This is a genomic window from Rothia sp. HMSC075F09 (genome assembly GCF_001810515.1).
Classification (GTDB): Bacteria; Actinomycetota; Actinomycetes; order Actinomycetales; family Micrococcaceae; genus Rothia.
On the sequence record NZ_KV801776.1, the window covers coordinates 95,037 to 110,662 of the forward strand.

Consider the following 15,626-nt stretch of genomic DNA (forward strand, 5'->3'; position numbering starts at 1 on the left):
ATGAGGGTGAAAGTGTTTAGAAGAATGCCAGTATCTGCACAGTCTCCACGAGACTAGAATTTGCGGCAGAATCAGAAAGAGCCAGCATAATCGCCAGCAGAAGACCTCCGCCGAAAAGCACCAGGAACATGCCACCAATGGCTACGCTAATCCAGTTCAAGATACGACCAGCTGAAGCAGCCACACCATAACGCTCTGCCTCATTAGCCTTGAGAATACCGATAACACCCAGAATCAGGGAAGGCAGACCAAACAGCCACCAGCTGAGAGTCACTATACACGCCAAGCTGATAATACCCAGCACCGTGGAAGTCTGAGCTGCCTTCTCACCGGCAAGCTGCTCGGGGGTCTTCTGCAAAAAGCCCACAGGAACCATCATGGGCTGACCGTACTGGTCGGGCTGCTGGTACTGCTGACCGTACGGGTCATACTGATTCTGACCATACGAGTCTTGACCGTACGAATTCTGACCGTACTGGTCATAAGAATACTGATCGTAGGAGCTCTGCCCGTACTGGCCATACTGACCGTACTGAGTGTTCTGCCCGTACTGAGTGTTCTGGTTGTACTGCTCGTTCAGACGGTTGTAGTCCGGGTTGTAGTCGTAGGGGTCTGAACCCCGAGGATTCTGAGACACGGCATCTCACTTTCGTACGGCTGGTGTGCGTTAAACCTAATTCACCCTAACCCATGAATGGAACGGGTACAACTACATCCGCTATCCAAGCCCCCACAATGCACCGCAATGCATTAGCTAGCCGCTCTAACGGATATGCAAAAGCCCGCGGACACACAGGGCGCTCGCGGGCTTTCTGTAGCCAATCTCCATGGAGGATGCTGGCTAAAACGCTATAAGGTCCTAGCCCAGGTTCTTGAGAGCACCCAGCGCGACAACAATAATGCTCAGGACCAGAGCAGTACCACCGATAATGGAACCAGTCAGTGCCAGACCACGGGACTGCAGCTCAGGGACACGCAGAGACGCCAAACCAAAAGCCAGGCCCAGTGCGCTGAAAAGCGGGCTTAGAAGGACCAGACCAATAGCGCCAAATACAATAGCGAGAATCGACAGAATCTTCGCCCTCTTCATCTGAGCCTGCTGCTCGGGGGTCGGGACCGGCTGACCGTACGGAGCCTGCTGACCATACTGGGGTGCCTGCTGGCTGAACTGGGGGTCCTGGTTGAACTGGGGCTGGGGGTTGTTGGGGTTTTCAGACATGATTTCTCGCTTTGCTGAGTGATGAGGTGCCTCTGATGTGCTGTATCGGAAGATAAAACGTTAGAGATGCCCTCTATTTATCGGTTGGGACTCATGCAGTGTACCGAACATGCTTATGAACCTCAAAGCCCCTAGCCCATAGTCCACGACGAAAAACCCGCGTCAGGTGACCATAAAAACTGCTACAGCTAAGCAGGCGGACACGCAAAAGCCCGCGGACACACGGGGCGCTCGCGGACTTTCTCTGACCAGTAGCTATGAACGATATTGTCTAAACATGCATCATGACCAGAATCAATAGCAGCATCTCGAAAGGCACAGTCAGGATACCAAGCAACATATTCATAACTCCCAACGCAACACCAGCCACACGCATATGACCGCGGTGGCGTGAAGCAATCGCTAGAACCCAGCCCGTAAGACCCAGAAGAAGGGAAGCGCCTCCGCCCGTCAAATAATTCAGCACAAAAACACTAATCAGCCCAAGAACACCGATAATGACCGAGGCCATCGCAATAATCCAGCCCTGAGTGTGTGTGTTCTCCTGTTCGGGAAGAACATACACCGGCTGCGCAAACTGCGCAGGATGCACCGCAGACTGCGCAACCTGCTGACTATTGAAAGCCGGGTTATTCACAGAGGAGGGAGCACCCTGAGGAGGCTGAGTCTTCTGAGGAACCTGGGGCAACTGAGGAACGGTGGTCGTCACGGGAGGGAGCCTTTCTATCTGGACCGCAATGTCGCTTCTACCCTCAAAACTACATCACCTAAATACCTCAAACACATAAATTCAGGGTATTTAAAGATTAAACGGCTCTATTCACACGTTTCTCGCAGGTAAAGAAATCACGATCGCGAAGAAACTAACACCACCCCACCCGCATATATCTCTCGCGCCTCACAGGTCGAATTGACCAAGTGCAAAACAGCCTATATTCTTATAGGGATGCGCTCACGAGCGCACCGTGGAGACGTGCCAGAGCGGCCGAATGGACTTCACTGCTAATGAAGGGTCGGGGTTAAACTCGACCGGGGGTTCAAATCCCCCCGTCTCCGCCACAAAAAGCCCCGTACCGGTTGGTACGGGGCTTTTGCTTTACCCATTTCATTCAGGCACAAAGCCTAGAAACTCCTGGTTTAGAAACTTCTGGTCTAGAAGCTCTTGAAGTCCACGAGGCGCGCATCCGCACCATCCAGCAGAGCCCACTCCCCCAGCACCTCAAACACCGCAATGGAAGAGGGCGGGAAACCGTAGTACACATCCATGGACGCGTTCGGGTCAGAATCCGGGCTCATCAGGCGCTGCGCGGCATCCTGCACGCCGGGCAGATGCGACACCACCATCAGAGAATGAACATTCTCCGAAACACTGTTGATGCGCGCAATAATGCGGGACGCAGACACCTCATACAGCCCCTCGTCCAGATGAGCGGTAGGCGCCTTCGCCCCCAAACCATCCGAAACCCAAGTCGTCGTCTGACGAGTACGCAAAGCCGATGACGACATAATCTGCTCCGGAATATAACCGCGAGCCGCCAGCCAAGCGCCAGCAGCGGCAGCCTGCTCATGACCACGCTTCGTCAGCGGACGATCAAAATCATTCAGACCCCAATCAGCCTCCGCATGGCGCATAATAATCAGACGCTTGACCCCGCTGCGGTACGAGCCAGATGCAGTGTTGGAAGAATTTTCAGCCATACACCCATTCTATCTAGAGGGCGCCGGAACATGCCGCACACCGCCACAGCACGCACACTAACACCCCCAGGCGGGCACAAGTAAACCCCGGCGCACCGGCATCACGCCAGCACACCGGGGTGCACTCTACAGAAGCTAAATTCTGTACACGCTAAATCGAGTATTCCGGAGCAGCCCAGACAACAACCTCGGGGTGCTCAAAGAAGCGGTAACCCTGACCGCGCACCGTACGCACGGTACCCGACAGGCGGCCCAGCTTCGAACGCAGACGACGAATATGCACGTCAATCGTACGCTCATGCGGATGCTCGTCACCGGAGCTCCACAGCGCCTTCAGCAGCTCCTCACGACCCACGGTGCGGGAAGAATTCTCCACCAGGTGTGCCAGCAGCTCGAATTCCTTGAAGGTCAGCATGAGCGGCTCACCGTCCAGGAACACCTCGCGGCGTGCCAAATCAATCAGCACACCCGAAGAGTGGCTATTCGTGGTCTCTGCTTCGCGGGCGACATGCGCCTCCGGGTGCATATACATTGCGGTCGGATCGCCGAGTGCATTACGTACTACCTCAAGGTCGCTACCCTCAGCGTTCACCGGAGCCAACGCCACAGCGGCGTACGACTCCGACTCGGGAGCCAGGTGGTGTGCATAAGTGCGCAGATCCTGAACGATACGCACCAGGGAGGTACCGTTCACTGCAGCAAGTTCCTCATTCAAACCCACATAGAGCACAAAGCCGCGTGCCTCATTTTCCTGAGCCTGTTTATGGGCAGGGTCACCGGCTGAGAAAGTCATCGGACGCAACGTTGCGGCCTGCGCAACGGGACGCTGAGGCTGCACGACCTGGCGCTTAGCGGCGCGGCCGCGCTGGGAGATGTGGACATATCCAGGTACAGCGCCTGACATGGTTCAACCTTCTCTCAAAGTCTGTGTACGGGATCCCTGTCGTACGTAGTGTGGGGTGCGCCGGAAGTGACGCCGAGTCAAACAGTCCCCAATACCTGTTCGAGCTTCAATCCTCTTACTTAATATTTCTCCTATTTGACGGATAAATCAAGCGGATTCGGCATAGTGGATTCATCTTTATGGGCGAGAGGAGTACAATACCCCCTCTCGCGTTTTGGGGTTTCAGGGACTACCTGAAGCTTTCAGTATTTTTTCTCTTATAAATATTCATAGCTTCTTTTATTTACTGGTTTCACCCTGTATTTTCATGTGAAGCTGTGAATATGCTCAATATATTTTGAGCCCCTCAAAGCACTATAGTGTTCCTCATCACATATTATCAAGGGTGTTTCATAAACCCACACAAGCGCCCAACAACACCATAAACACCCAAGACAGCAGACCGTTAGACACACATCCCCCAACACCACACCATATGACCTGCACACGGCCTCCAGCAGACACAACAAAGCGCCCCCGCACATGCTTAAACATATGCAGAGGCGCCCCACTCACATCACGTGAATAACGCTGAAAACTACTCAGCCAGACCGTACAGGCGGTCACCAGCATCGCCCAGACCCGGAATAATGTACGCCTTCTCGTTCAGACGCTCATCACGAGCAGCCAGGAACAGGTCAACATTCTCCATACCCTCAATGCCCTTCTCCAGAGCAGCAATGCCCTCAGGAGCAGCAATCAGGCACACGCAAGTCACAGACTCAGCACCACGCTCACGCAGGAACTTAATGGCCTCAATCAGGGTGCCACCGGTAGCCAGCATCGGATCCAGCAGGTACACCTGACGACCAGTCAGATCCTCCGGCAGACGCTCAGCATACGTCACAATATCCAGGGTCTCCTCATTACGAGCCATACCCAGGAAGCCCACCTCAGCGGTCGGAACCAGACGAGTCATGCCCTCCAGCATGCCCAGACCAGCACGCAGAATCGGAACAACCAGCGGCTTAGGATCAGCAATACGAACACCGGTAGTAGTCGCCACCGGAGTCACAACCTCAACCTCTTCCACACGAATCTCGCGAGTCGCCTCATAGGCAAGAAGGGTCACCAGCTCATCAACCAGCTGACGGAAAATCGGGGACGGGGTGTTCTTATCACGCAGAACACTAATCTTGTGAGAGACCAGCGGGTGGTCAAGAATCTTAATACGCATAATACGATTTTACCCACCCCCAAATCAGCAAGCACCGGCAAAGCCCCGGAAGTGGCACACACCCTATAAACGAGGCGAAGTACCCCCGCACAAACACCCACTAACGCACCCGCCAGCACACCCGCCAGCACCACCCCAGAACAATCCGGGCATGCAAAAACCCGCCGAGACGAATCTCGACGGGTTTTCGTTGGTGCGGTGGTGGAGGGATTTGAACCCCCGTTGGCTTTTACACCAAACATCATTTCGAGTGATGCACCTTCGGCCGCTCGGACACACCACCAACAGTGGAAAACTATAGCACACCCCCAACAGGAGAGCAAGAAAAACCACGTGCGGCAGCCGGGTGTCGCCCTCTTCACGGCCCCTTTTCACCGTGCCCTTTTCGACACCCGACACCGAAGTCCCGGCTACGTCTACAGACCCCAACAGGTCCGCCTAATGACGGATATACCCATCTACAACCAGCATGACAGCACGCGTTGCATCCTCAGCATTGCGCTCCGCCTGATGCACTTCACGATCCATAGCAAACATGTAAATCGCGCCGAACATAGAGATCGCAATCGCACGAGGATTCTGAGCGGTATCAACCGTATAGCGGCGAGCCACAGCCTCCGTCATCTCCTCCAAAAAATCCAGAAGATTCAGACGGTTATCGCTCATCGCCTCAGTCCAACCATCCGCACCCTTCCACGCCTCCGAAAGCCACATCCGAGTAAAACCCGGACGGTCCTCAAGATACTGGAACGCGGCGCGAACAGCACTCCGCAACGCCTCACGCGGATCAGAATGAACCGACGCCGCGCGACGCGCATCGCTCAGCAGCAACTGCGTGCCGTACTGAACCAGCTGATCCACCATGGTCTTCTTAGAACCGAAGTTGTAATACACGGTTCCCTTAGAAACACCCGCCCGGGCAGCCACCTCTTCAACAGTGGCGTACTCAAGCCCCTTTTCGGTCATGATTTCCATAGCAGCGTTGAACAACTTCAACTGAGTTCTACCTGTACGGCCGGGACGACGACTTGAAGCTTCAGCGACTGGGCGCTGCAACATCAGCAGTCCTCCCTCCCTTTTTGCAGATATATCTCTATTTTATTAGACAGTTTTCCCCCGGTGCGACCAAACAGGGTTTGTTACACCGTAATCTCCGGAGCCAGCTTCTTCAGCGACCACGTACGATCACGACGCGTGCCAATGTAACCCAACATCAGACCAGCCAGACCCCACAGAGTCAAAACCAGCATGATGCCCCACAGGCTCGACTCATTAATGCCATACGCCAAACGACGCGTACCCGCCACCGCATAACCCATCGGGAAGAAATCATGCATCCAACGAATCGACTCAGGCAAAGTCTCATACGGCATCGTGCCGCCCGCAGTAATCAGCTGCAGAATCAGAATGACCAAAGCAACAAGCTTGCCCGGCGCACCCAAAATCACCGTCAGACCGTGAATGAAGCCGGTAAAGACCAAAGCCACATAGCAGAGGAACAGCCACACCAGCCACGGATGAGCCATCTCAAAGCCCAAACCAAACTTAATCGCGGCAAACATCAAAGTCGCCTGAGCAATACCCACCAGGCCGAACGGCATCCAGCTACCGAGCATCACACGAATCGACGGAGCATGCGAAGCCAACGCACGGTTATTCATCACGCGCAACGTCTGAACCAGCATCAAGCCGCCAATCCACAACGCCAAGCACATGAAGAACGGGCCCATGCCCTCACCATAGTTACGGCCCGACGCCAAGGAATCATGCGACAAAGTCACCGGGTTCGACATCGTATCCGCAACCTTCGCCTGATCAGTCGGAGCAAGGCTCGGAACCTGCTTAACACCAGAAGCCAGGCCGCTCTCCAGCGACGAAGTACCATCCTTCAACTCGGAAGCACCATCATTCAGCTGAGTAGAACCATCAGACAGCTTCGCCGTACCGTCAGAAAGCTGCGACGCACCATCCTTCAGCTCATTCGCACCATCAGCCAACTTCTGCTGACCCTCAACCGCAGACTGCTCTTTCTCCGCCAGAGTACCGCTACCATCCTTCAGCTCGGCAGTACCGCTCTTCAAAGAATCGGTACCCTCCTTCAGCTCAGAAGCACCACCCGACAGAGTCGCAGAACCACTCGCAAGGCTCGAAGCACCCGAAGCAATCTTAGAATTACCATCAGCCAGGCTCGCCGAACCTGACGCCAACGAGGACGCGCCAGCATCCACACGAGCGGCGCCATCAGCTACCGACGAAGCGCCCTTGGCAAGCGAAGACGCACCGGAATCCAGCGAATCCACGCCAGCAACCAAAGTCTGAATCTTCACCGCAGTCGACGACGAACCATCAGAAATACAATGGCTCGACTTCAATGCGCTCAGCTTCGACAGGGCATCAGCAGCGGCAGCATCACGAGTAGCCAGGTGCGACTGCAGAGCCTTCTGATTCAGCTCAGCAACCTCATTCTTCGTCTCCTCAGAATCAACAGCAGCCACCAGCTGATCAGCCTGCTCCTGAGTCAACGTACCCGCTTCAACCAGCGGAGTCACCTGAGCACGCACCTTCTGCGCACTCGCAGACACCACAGTATTCGACAAGTCACGACCAAAATCACCACTACCAGCAGACGTATCCGTCTCATGCAAGCGCATGCACATCGCATTCAGCTCAGCCGGCAACTCACGAATACCCGCCTGATCCATGCCAGTACGCATCTGATGAATACCCGACGCCAAATCATTAGCGCCCTTCGCCACCGACGCAGAGCCATCCTTCAAGCTCGCAGTACCCTCAGCCAGAGTCGCCGAACCATCCTTCAGCTTCGACGCACCATCAGAAGCAGAAGCAGCCGCCGAAGCCAACGTCGACGAACCATCCTTCAAACCCGACGCACCATCGGCAAGCTTCGCCGCGCCAGAATCCAGCTTCGCCGCGCCAGAATCCAAAGTCGACACACCATCAGCAAGCTTCGCGGCACCCTCTGCCAACTGCTTCTGACCATCCAACAACTGGGACTGACCATCAGCCAGAGAAGAAGTACCATCCTTCAGCTTCACAGCACCATCATTCACCGTGGCGGTGCCATCCTTCAGCTGAGTGATAGCATCCGCCAGCTTCACCGTGCCGCTATTCACCTTCGACGCACCATCAGCAGCCTCACCCATCTTCGAATGAATAGTCGTGAAGCTAGCCAACAGCGAATTCGCCGTAGAATTACCGACCTTCTCAGCCACCGAATCACGCACCGCAGTGCCCGCCTTCGTGACAATATTCGTCAGCACATAGTTGTTCGCGTCATTCGTAATGACCTCAATACCCGCCGAACGCGCATCAATAGTGCCCGTCTTACCGTCAGCATCAGGCTTGAACGAACCGGCACTCTGCAAATTACGGGAGAAGTCCTTCGGAATCACCATCGCAAAGTCATAGGTGCCGTTCTCCACGCCCTCAACAGCCTCAGTGCGAGTCTGCACCTGACGCCAATCAAACGTGCCAGCGTCTAGAAGGTTCTTCTTCACGTCCGCACCGGTATTCACCTGCTGACCCTCAGAATCCGTCGCGCCTTCATCCTCAACCACCAGGGCACCCACAATGCCATTCACATGGCCGTAAGCATCCCAGTTGCCGTACAGGTACAGGGCGCCGTACAGCAGCGGAATACAGGACATCGCGATGAGCACCAGAACCGGCAAAACACCGCTGGTCAGGCGCTTAAGCTCAACAAGAGCCACACGCAGAACAGTCATTCTTACTCCTTCTCAGCGTTTTCGCCATGTTCGGGGGAATCATTGGAGGGTTCAATCTCGCCCTCAACAGGAGCCGGCACGTTTTCCTCAGAGGCTTGTTCCTCAGGGGCACGACCGACCACAGCACGCGCACCATGCCAAGACTCAGAAATATGAGGCACAATCGCCACCACCGTGCGCGGGTGGTCCTCATCGGCGGCAAGCTCCTCCAGGTACGGAAGCCACATGTACGTATGGTTCAGGTGGCGGGAAGGAGTATCAAAAACCAGCAAGTCAGAGGGGCTATGCTGCGCCAAAGCAGCCATCAGCTCAATGTTCATCTCGCCGCTAATCTCGTCCATCCACAAGCCGTCCAGGTCCTCAAGACCGCGCTCGGCCAGCCAGCGGCTCGCGCGGGAACGACCAAAAATCGGCAGGTTATAGGAGAGCATCTCCGACACGTAATCGTGCACGCGCATATGCTGCTCAGGAGCGGTCACATCAGGAGAGTCCACCACGCTGCTGAGAGCACGCAGACGCTTCATCGAAATAGGGCGAGGCTCATCATCGCCTTCGCTCCAGCTAATCGTGCCGCCGGACAGGGGAAGGCGACCAGTCAGCGCCAACGCGAGAGAGGTACGCTCCAACTGGCTATCCGCCTGAACAATAATGACTTCACCCTCACCCACTGAGAAGGTGGTGCGGTCAAAAAGCGGAGTGTGGCGCCCTTTCGCCCAAATATTGTCAACGCTTAACACGGTTAGATCCCCTCAGAGAATGGATGGTTCGGGTGAGTTTCTGGGAGTCATCCGCGGGCACCACGCGGGGTGTAGAACGTCAGGCGCAGGCAGGCGGAGGCTCCAATGCCTATATATGGTAGACCCGGTTATGTGTGATGTGGTGGGCTTTTCATGAAAAAATATGGGCCATTTTTGAAATTTCTGAAGTATTTTTCAAATAAATGGGGTTTTTCGTACAAATAACGCGAAAAGCCACGCAATCTCTGCGCGGCTTTTCGCGTTATACAAACTATCTTTTAGAGGTGAGGCCTAGGGGCGGCGTTCTTTAAAGAAGTCCACCATCAGCTGCGCACACTCATCAGCACGCACCCCCGCATACACCTCGGGAACCGGAGCAACCCTGCCGTCACGCAGTACATCGTAACGACTGCCAGCAGCCCCCGTCTTCTCCTCCCAGGCACCAAAAACCACCGTCGAAACGCGCGACGCCAGGATCGTGCCAGCACACATCAGGCACGGCTCAACCGTCACCACGAGCGTGCACCCGTCCAGGCGCCACTGACCACGATGCGCCGCCGCCTGACGAATCGCGTTCACCTCCGCATGGGCACTGGGGTCATGCTCCCGCTCGCGGGTATTGCCTGCCGAACCAATAATGACACCCTGCTCATCCACCACCACAGCACCAATAGGGATCTCGCCACGCTCACCAGCGGCGGCACCCTCGGCGAGGGCGCGGACCATCCACTCGCCGTGTTCGGGGCGAGCGGGAATATCGCTGAGCACAGCGGAAGAACCGTCTGTGACCGTCAATTTTGAATATTCCGAATATGACATACAACCTCGTCAGGGGAATAAATAAACACTAATGGGCGCAACTAGTGGGTGGCAGCCAAAGAGAAAGGATACACCGCAGAAGCACCTGCCAGCCGCAGCTCACGCGCCACAACCGTAAACGCCCACCGCGAATCCACCACATCAGAAACCAGCAGAACAGGGCACCGATGCTCACGCACATAGTCCAGAACCTCTGCAGGCACCCGGTACGAGCGCAGCACATCCGCACAACGGAACGCGCTATTACCGCCAAAGAAACGCGGCTCCCCCACCAGAGACACCCAGCCCAAATCCACCAGACGACCCACCGACGCCAATCCCCTACCCAGGGACTGAGCCAAACGAGGACGCACCGGCGAAGGCAGAGTCAACACCGCCACCGGACGACCCGCCTCAGACCACTCCCAAGCAGCAAGCACCTTCACGCAAGCGCGACCCAGCTCGGCAGGAACCTCAGAATCAACCGGCTCGCCCAGCTCATTCGTCGCCAGAAGCTCACGCAGACGAGTACCGTACCCCATGTCGCTCAGACGCGCCAAAGCGTAACCGGATTCAGCCTGCTCGTCCTTAGACAAACGACCGCGCGGCGCATCCGCACCCATCAGCTGATCCAGCCCGCTCGGCCACATGCGGCGCGGCTGCAGGGGCACGCCCACCGTATTGAAGCTACTCTGTGCCGCCTGTTGCGCCTCAGCGGGAACTTCAACCGGGTACCAGGGGCCCGCGCACACATCGCAACGACCGCAAGCAGTCGCGGAAGCATCATCAAGCTGCTGAGCCAGGAAAAGCATACGGCACTGGCTAGTGCGTTCATACTCGAGCATGGCGTTCTGCTCCACCACACGCGCCTGCGCCACCGCCGCGTAACGGGCACTATCGTACTGCCACGGCAAAGAGGTTCGACGCCAATAGTTGCCTTCCTTCACGGCGGCACCCTCAACGTCCAGCACCTTCAGCAGAAGCTCCAGGGTGGAGCGGCGCAGCTGAACGCGCGCCTCCAACGCGGTAATACTCAACCCCTCCGGGGACTGGGCGAGGACATCCAGCACCGCCAGCGCCTGTTCCTCGTTAGGCATGGAGGCGGTCGCAAAATACTCCCAAATGGCGCGGTCTTCACGACCGGGCAGGAGCAGAACATCAGCATTGACGGCACCTCGTCCGGCGCGGCCAATCTGCTGGTAGTAGCTCACCGCAGACGACGGCGCACCCAGGTGCACAACAAAACCCAAATCAGGCTTATCAAAACCCATACCGAGGGCACTCGTCGCCACAAGAGCCTTCACCCTGTTTTCCTTGAGTGCCTGCTCTGCAACCAGCCGCTCATCCGGATCAGTTTTGCCGGTGTAGGCGAGCACTTCGTAGCCGCTGGCACGCAGAGCATTTGCGGTATCTTCTGCCGCAGAGACAGTCAACGTGTAGATAATGCCCGAACCGGGCAGGCTGTTCAGGTGCGTAAGCAGCCAACCGATGCGTTGCGCCTCATCAGGCAGGGTCAGAACACCCAGGCGCAGGGACTCGCGGGACAGCGGACCGCGTAGCACATGCACGGGTGCGGTGGTATCAGTGCTGAGCTGTTCAGCGATATCGCGGCTAACGCGGTCATTCGCGGTCGCGGTAGTCGCCAGCACCGGCACACCCACCGGCAGAGACTTAATGAGCGAACCAATACGGCGGTAATCGGGGCGGAAATCATGGCCCCAGTCAGAAATACAGTGCGCCTCATCAATAACGAGCAGGCCCAGGCGCGGCAGCAGGTACGGTAGCCACTGCTCGCGGAACGCCGGGTTATTGAGGCGTTCGGGGCCCACCAGGAGCACGTCGAGCTCGTTAGCTTCAAGGTGGGTGCGGATTTCATCCCATTCGGTGACGTTCGCGGAGTTCACCATGGCGGCGCGCACCCCCGCGCGGGATGCTGCCTCAACCTGATCACGCATCAGGGAGAGCAGTGGGGAGACAATAAGCGCCGGGCCCATACCGCGGGCACGCAACAGCAGGGAGGAGATGAAGTAGACGGCGGACTTACCCCAGCCGGTACGCTGCACCACCACAGTGCGGGCTCGGTCGGCGACGAGGGCGCGAATCGCCTCGTACTGGCCATCGTGGAACTCAGCATCAGCGACACCGGTGAGGCGGCGCAACACTTCGCGGGCTTCAGCGTGCAGAGGGTCAGCCTGCAGGGAATCGGTGCGCAGGGAGTCCGCGGGGCTGGAAGCTGACTGCTGGGGGTTCATGGTTCTCTCCAACGGTGGGTGGTTGGGTCAATCGCTACGCCGCGACGCGCCGTGCTCTCTTTCCATCATGTCACACCCGGTATCGCCCGGCTCTGCGGATGGTCATTTCTTGGGGAGGCACGCGAGCGCCGCGTCACCTCAGGTTGTTTCGCCATGCGGGCGAGGAGATTTACGCCTCGCTCACCCGTGCGTCCGGCGTAAATGCCGGTAGAATTGTGCCAGTAATACACAGCCTCCGCATAGTTTTGCACAATGTTCACCATAGGTACGCTTTCTATGCTGGTGTTACTCCGCCGCCGATCCGTGTGTGCGGTCCACTCACAGTTCAGGATTTTTCATGACTTTTCTTGCCACCGCTTTGGCGCATCTTCCGGTTGCGCTCTTGGGCCTCGACCTTGAGCAGTTCCTGCTCGATACCGGCCCCTGGGTTCTGGTTGTTTCGGCAATTATCGTATTTATTGAGTCCGGTGTTCTTTTCCCTGTTCTGCCGGGTGACTCCCTGATTTTTGCTCTGGGTATGCTACATGAGCAGATGGGCCTGTCCCTGTGGGTTGCGTTCCCGGTCCTGGTGCTGGTTGCTATTGCTGGCGCTGAGGTTGGCTACCAGATTGGTGCCCGTTACGGCCGTAAGATCTTCAAGGATGACGCGAAGATTCTGAGCACCAAGAACCTGCACACTACTGAGGAGTTCTTCCAGAAGCGCGGTAGTTTGGCTCTGGTTCTGGGTCGTTTCGTGCCGATTGTTCGTACTTTTGTGTCTCTTGCGGCTGGTATTTCTTCGTACGACCGTAAGAAGTTCCACCTGTGGAATGTTGTTGGTGCGGTTGCGTGGATTGGTTCGATTGGTCTGGCGGGTGTGCTGCTGGGCGGTATCCCGTTCGTGCACAACAACATTGAGTACATTGCTGTGATTATTGTGGCGGTTTCTGTGGTGCCGGTTATTATCGAGTACCTGCGTGGCCGTTCGAAGGCGAAGCAGGAATCTGCTGAGTAATACGTGAGTCCTTCTCGGCTGCTGAGCCGGGGATGAGAAAGGGTGGGGATACCGTTTGGTATCCCCACCCTTTTCACGCTCTGAGCCTTTTGGTGATAGTGGCGCCGTTTGAGGCAAACATCCTAGTTGAGGCGGTTCCCGCCTTCATTGAAGTTCGTGTTAGGTGCCTGTGGATTCTGATCAACCACCTGACTATGCGACGTTCTGCCGGTAGCCGTGTACGCCCACACAGATGGACGGGTCAGCAACACAATATTCCGGATGTAGAGGACAGTAATGAAGACACCAATCGCAGTATCTATGAGAAGAGTGACCGCAAAATCTGCAGAGTCGCGGGACTGCAACTCGTCCATCAACAAGGCGAGATAGCTGGAGTCTATGAGGAAATCTTCCACATACACAAACATGCGGCTCAAGACCTCGTAGGCGCTGTACATGAGGGTAAGTATGTGCGCCCATCTGTGTCCTTTCCAGGTCATCCAGAAGAGGAAAATCTGGATAAGAACAAAGATGAGAGGGTACCCCAGCATACGCACGATAAGCTCAGGTAGCGTCACCACACCGGCGATTGGTTTACCGTAGAGCAGGAAGAATTGGATAGTACTGAAAAGCGACAGAATAATAATCGCGGCGGTGCACCACTTAGCACTGTGCAGAGCCTTCGGGCGTACCCGCCCCGCATGTTCGGAGGCGGCAACGTAACCGGCGGTCGCGTCCCGGTAGCCGGTAGTGGCATGCTCGGGAGCGCCGTTGCTGGGTGCGTTATCCTCTGCCGCGTTATTGTCTACCGCACCGGTGGGGGCGGCGTTGTTGGTGGCGGTGTTGTTGGATGTGCCGTCACCCTCTACCGTGCTACTTTCAGGCTCATTGGACGGTAGCAAAACACTGTACTCGGGAACCGTGTACTCCGGATTATTCAAGGGCTGCTTCGGGGTACGTTCTGACATCGTCGTTCCTTTCTCCCCTGGCACCCACCCCGCGCTACAGTGCACGGAGCGGGCGTTAAAGAGTCTTACCCCAAGGATATAAGGAGGCGCGCCTCGCCCCAGGAAGGCGGTACCCTTTCTCAGCGTATTCAGAGGTATCCGAGTAACCACGTGCACCATTCCGAGGGCTAGCCTCGGAACTCCTGACGTTGTTGCGCCTTTCTACGTTCCCCATCCCGCACTACGGTGCGGGGGTCGAGGGGTGTTTCCCCCTGATGAGGTGCGTTCGTCATCCTCATCATCAGCGAAAATCTCTCGAAGTTCCGCCGGCACCTGACCGGCAGCCTGTCTCGTCTCAGACATCATCTGCTGGCGTTCTAGCGCACGTGCCCCGCTAACGATTTGTGTGTACACCCTAATAGGAGCACGAGTCAGCAGCACAATCATCAGGAGGTAAAGAACAAGAGTAAAAATGCCGCTCGCGACACGCCCCAGGCTGGACGCCGCAGCCGCTCTAGAGCTTAACTCCGAGAAATTATCCGCAAGAATAAGCACACCGCTAGCAGCCGCGAGAGCGCAGTAGATGATGGTAAGTACGCGCGCCCACTCGCGGCCATCCCAGATCTTCCAGAGAATAAAAATCGGGATGGCGGAGAGGATGAGGGTAACCACCAGGGCAGAGAAGAGAACACTCACCACTGTCTCAAAATCGATATATGACCAGCTTAGAATCGGCAGCAGAAAATTACTCAGGGGCCCCAGCACGATAATGGCGGCAGCGCACCACATGACGCTACGCATAGCCTTCGGGCGCTCCGGAATTACCTGCTCGGAAGCGGCAGTGTAGCCGGCGGTCGCCTTCCGGTAGCCAGTAGTGGTTTGCTCGGGGGTGCTGGCGTGCTCGGAGGTGCTGCCGCCGGGCGCGTTATCCTCCGCCGCGCTAGTGTCTGCGACATTACCGGAAATTACGTTGCTGGAGACGGCATCGCCCTCTGCCGTGCTATTTTCTGCCTCGTTAGAGGGCAGTAGCACGCTGTACTCGGGAACCGTGTACTCCGGGTCGTTGAGCGGTTGCTTTGGGGTACGTTCTGACATCATTGTTCCTTTCTTCTCTTCGCACCCCGCCCCGCGCGCCG

At 56.5% G+C, this 15,626-nt stretch carries 14 protein-coding genes and 2 tRNA genes; 2 read left to right on the top strand and 14 right to left on the bottom strand.

Features of this window, described 5'->3' with window-relative positions; genetic code table 11:
* Window positions 1-16: 16 nt before the first annotated feature.
* The 3 genes from HMPREF2749_RS01655 to HMPREF2749_RS01665 form a co-directional block, all read right to left on the bottom strand.
* Window positions 17-637 carry a DUF4190 domain-containing protein gene (locus HMPREF2749_RS01655; RefSeq protein WP_005507579.1) on the bottom strand — a complete coding sequence of 207 codons (621 nt, stop codon included), beginning with the start codon at window positions 635-637 and terminating at the stop codon, window positions 17-19.
* A gap of 222 nt (window positions 638-859) precedes the next feature.
* Complete coding sequence (locus tag HMPREF2749_RS01660) at window positions 860-1,219, bottom strand: DUF4190 domain-containing protein (protein ID WP_070593200.1); 360 nt, start codon at window positions 1,217-1,219, stop codon at window positions 860-862.
* 271 nt (window positions 1,220-1,490) lie between these two features.
* Window positions 1,491-1,928, bottom strand: coding sequence for a hypothetical protein (locus HMPREF2749_RS01665; RefSeq protein ID WP_070593201.1), 438 nt, complete (start codon window positions 1,926-1,928; stop codon window positions 1,491-1,493).
* 258 nt (window positions 1,929-2,186) lie between these two features.
* Here HMPREF2749_RS01665 and HMPREF2749_RS01670 point away from each other — a divergent pair.
* A tRNA-Ser gene (locus tag HMPREF2749_RS01670) sits at window positions 2,187-2,278 on the top strand.
* A 93-nt stretch (window positions 2,279-2,371) separates the two neighbouring features.
* On the opposite strand, the gene HMPREF2749_RS01675 is transcribed toward HMPREF2749_RS01670, so the two are convergent.
* The 9 genes from HMPREF2749_RS01675 to HMPREF2749_RS01715 form a co-directional block, all read right to left on the bottom strand.
* Complete coding sequence (locus HMPREF2749_RS01675) at window positions 2,372-2,917, bottom strand: SixA phosphatase family protein (protein ID WP_070593202.1); 546 nt, start codon at window positions 2,915-2,917, stop codon at window positions 2,372-2,374.
* Between the two features lie 151 nt (window positions 2,918-3,068).
* Window positions 3,069-3,821 (bottom strand): winged helix-turn-helix domain-containing protein, encoded by a 753-nt coding sequence (locus tag HMPREF2749_RS01680; protein WP_070593204.1) that lies wholly within the window; start codon window positions 3,819-3,821, stop codon window positions 3,069-3,071.
* Window positions 3,822-4,398: 577 nt separating this feature from the next.
* The gene (gene upp / locus HMPREF2749_RS01685) at window positions 4,399-5,037 is read right to left on the bottom strand and encodes a uracil phosphoribosyltransferase (RefSeq protein WP_005507583.1); all 639 of its coding nucleotides are present in this window, start codon (window positions 5,035-5,037) and stop codon (window positions 4,399-4,401) included.
* A gap of 196 nt (window positions 5,038-5,233) precedes the next feature.
* Window positions 5,234-5,320 (bottom strand) — tRNA-Ser (locus HMPREF2749_RS01690).
* Window positions 5,321-5,475: 155 nt separating this feature from the next.
* On the bottom strand, window positions 5,476-6,096 hold the full coding sequence (locus HMPREF2749_RS01695) for a TetR/AcrR family transcriptional regulator (protein ID WP_005504416.1): 621 nt from the start codon (window positions 6,094-6,096) through the stop codon (window positions 5,476-5,478).
* Between the two features lie 80 nt (window positions 6,097-6,176).
* Window positions 6,177-8,783 (bottom strand): YhgE/Pip domain-containing protein, encoded by a 2,607-nt coding sequence (locus HMPREF2749_RS01700; RefSeq protein WP_070593205.1) that lies wholly within the window; start codon window positions 8,781-8,783, stop codon window positions 6,177-6,179.
* A gap of 2 nt (window positions 8,784-8,785) precedes the next feature.
* On the bottom strand, window positions 8,786-9,520 hold the full coding sequence (locus HMPREF2749_RS01705; RefSeq protein ID WP_070593206.1) for an ABC transporter ATP-binding protein: 735 nt from the start codon (window positions 9,518-9,520) through the stop codon (window positions 8,786-8,788).
* Window positions 9,521-9,811: 291 nt separating this feature from the next.
* Window positions 9,812-10,339, bottom strand: coding sequence for a nucleoside deaminase (locus HMPREF2749_RS01710; RefSeq protein ID WP_070593208.1), 528 nt, complete (start codon window positions 10,337-10,339; stop codon window positions 9,812-9,814).
* A gap of 41 nt (window positions 10,340-10,380) precedes the next feature.
* Entirely contained in the window at window positions 10,381-12,570 is a 2,190-nt protein-coding gene (locus tag HMPREF2749_RS01715; RefSeq protein ID WP_070593210.1) for a RecQ family ATP-dependent DNA helicase, read from the bottom strand.
* Between the two features lie 337 nt (window positions 12,571-12,907).
* Between HMPREF2749_RS01715 and HMPREF2749_RS01720 the strand changes: the two genes are divergently transcribed.
* Window positions 12,908-13,564, top strand: a complete 657-nt coding sequence (locus tag HMPREF2749_RS01720; protein ID WP_070507274.1) for a DedA family protein — start codon at window positions 12,908-12,910, stop codon at window positions 13,562-13,564.
* Window positions 13,565-13,686: 122 nt separating this feature from the next.
* On the opposite strand, the gene HMPREF2749_RS01725 is transcribed toward HMPREF2749_RS01720, so the two are convergent.
* A complete protein-coding gene (locus tag HMPREF2749_RS01725; protein WP_044150056.1) occupies window positions 13,687-14,511 on the bottom strand; it encodes a hypothetical protein in 825 nt (274 codons plus the stop codon).
* A 201-nt stretch (window positions 14,512-14,712) separates the two neighbouring features.
* Entirely contained in the window at window positions 14,713-15,588 is an 876-nt protein-coding gene (locus HMPREF2749_RS01730; RefSeq protein ID WP_239663322.1) for a multidrug ABC transporter permease, read from the bottom strand.
* Between the last annotated feature and the right edge of the window lie 38 nt (window positions 15,589-15,626).

Excerpts from the sequence above, each read along its gene's own strand:
- HMPREF2749_RS01675 (WP_070593202.1), bottom strand. The coding sequence starts at position 2,917 with ATGGCTGAAAATTCTTCCAACACTGCATCTGGCTCGTACCGCAGCGGG.
- HMPREF2749_RS01660 (WP_070593200.1), bottom strand. The coding sequence starts at position 1,219 with ATGTCTGAAAACCCCAACAACCCCCAGCCCCAGTTCAACCAGGACCCC.
- HMPREF2749_RS01730 (WP_239663322.1), bottom strand. The coding sequence starts at position 15,588 with ATGATGTCAGAACGTACCCCAAAGCAACCGCTCAACGACCCGGAGTAC.
- HMPREF2749_RS01725 (WP_044150056.1), bottom strand. The coding sequence starts at position 14,511 with ATGTCAGAACGTACCCCGAAGCAGCCCTTGAATAATCCGGAGTACACG.
- HMPREF2749_RS01695 (WP_005504416.1), bottom strand. The coding sequence starts at position 6,096 with ATGTTGCAGCGCCCAGTCGCTGAAGCTTCAAGTCGTCGTCCCGGCCGT.
- HMPREF2749_RS01720 (WP_070507274.1), top strand. The coding sequence starts at position 12,908 with ATGACTTTTCTTGCCACCGCTTTGGCGCATCTTCCGGTTGCGCTCTTG.
- HMPREF2749_RS01680 (WP_070593204.1), bottom strand. The coding sequence starts at position 3,821 with ATGTCAGGCGCTGTACCTGGATATGTCCACATCTCCCAGCGCGGCCGC.
- upp (WP_005507583.1), bottom strand. The coding sequence starts at position 5,037 with ATGCGTATTAAGATTCTTGACCACCCGCTGGTCTCTCACAAGATTAGT.
- HMPREF2749_RS01700 (WP_070593205.1), bottom strand. The coding sequence starts at position 8,783 with ATGACTGTTCTGCGTGTGGCTCTTGTTGAGCTTAAGCGCCTGACCAGC.
- HMPREF2749_RS01715 (WP_070593210.1), bottom strand. The coding sequence starts at position 12,570 with ATGAACCCCCAGCAGTCAGCTTCCAGCCCCGCGGACTCCCTGCGCACC.
- HMPREF2749_RS01710 (WP_070593208.1), bottom strand. The coding sequence starts at position 10,339 with ATGTCATATTCGGAATATTCAAAATTGACGGTCACAGACGGTTCTTCC.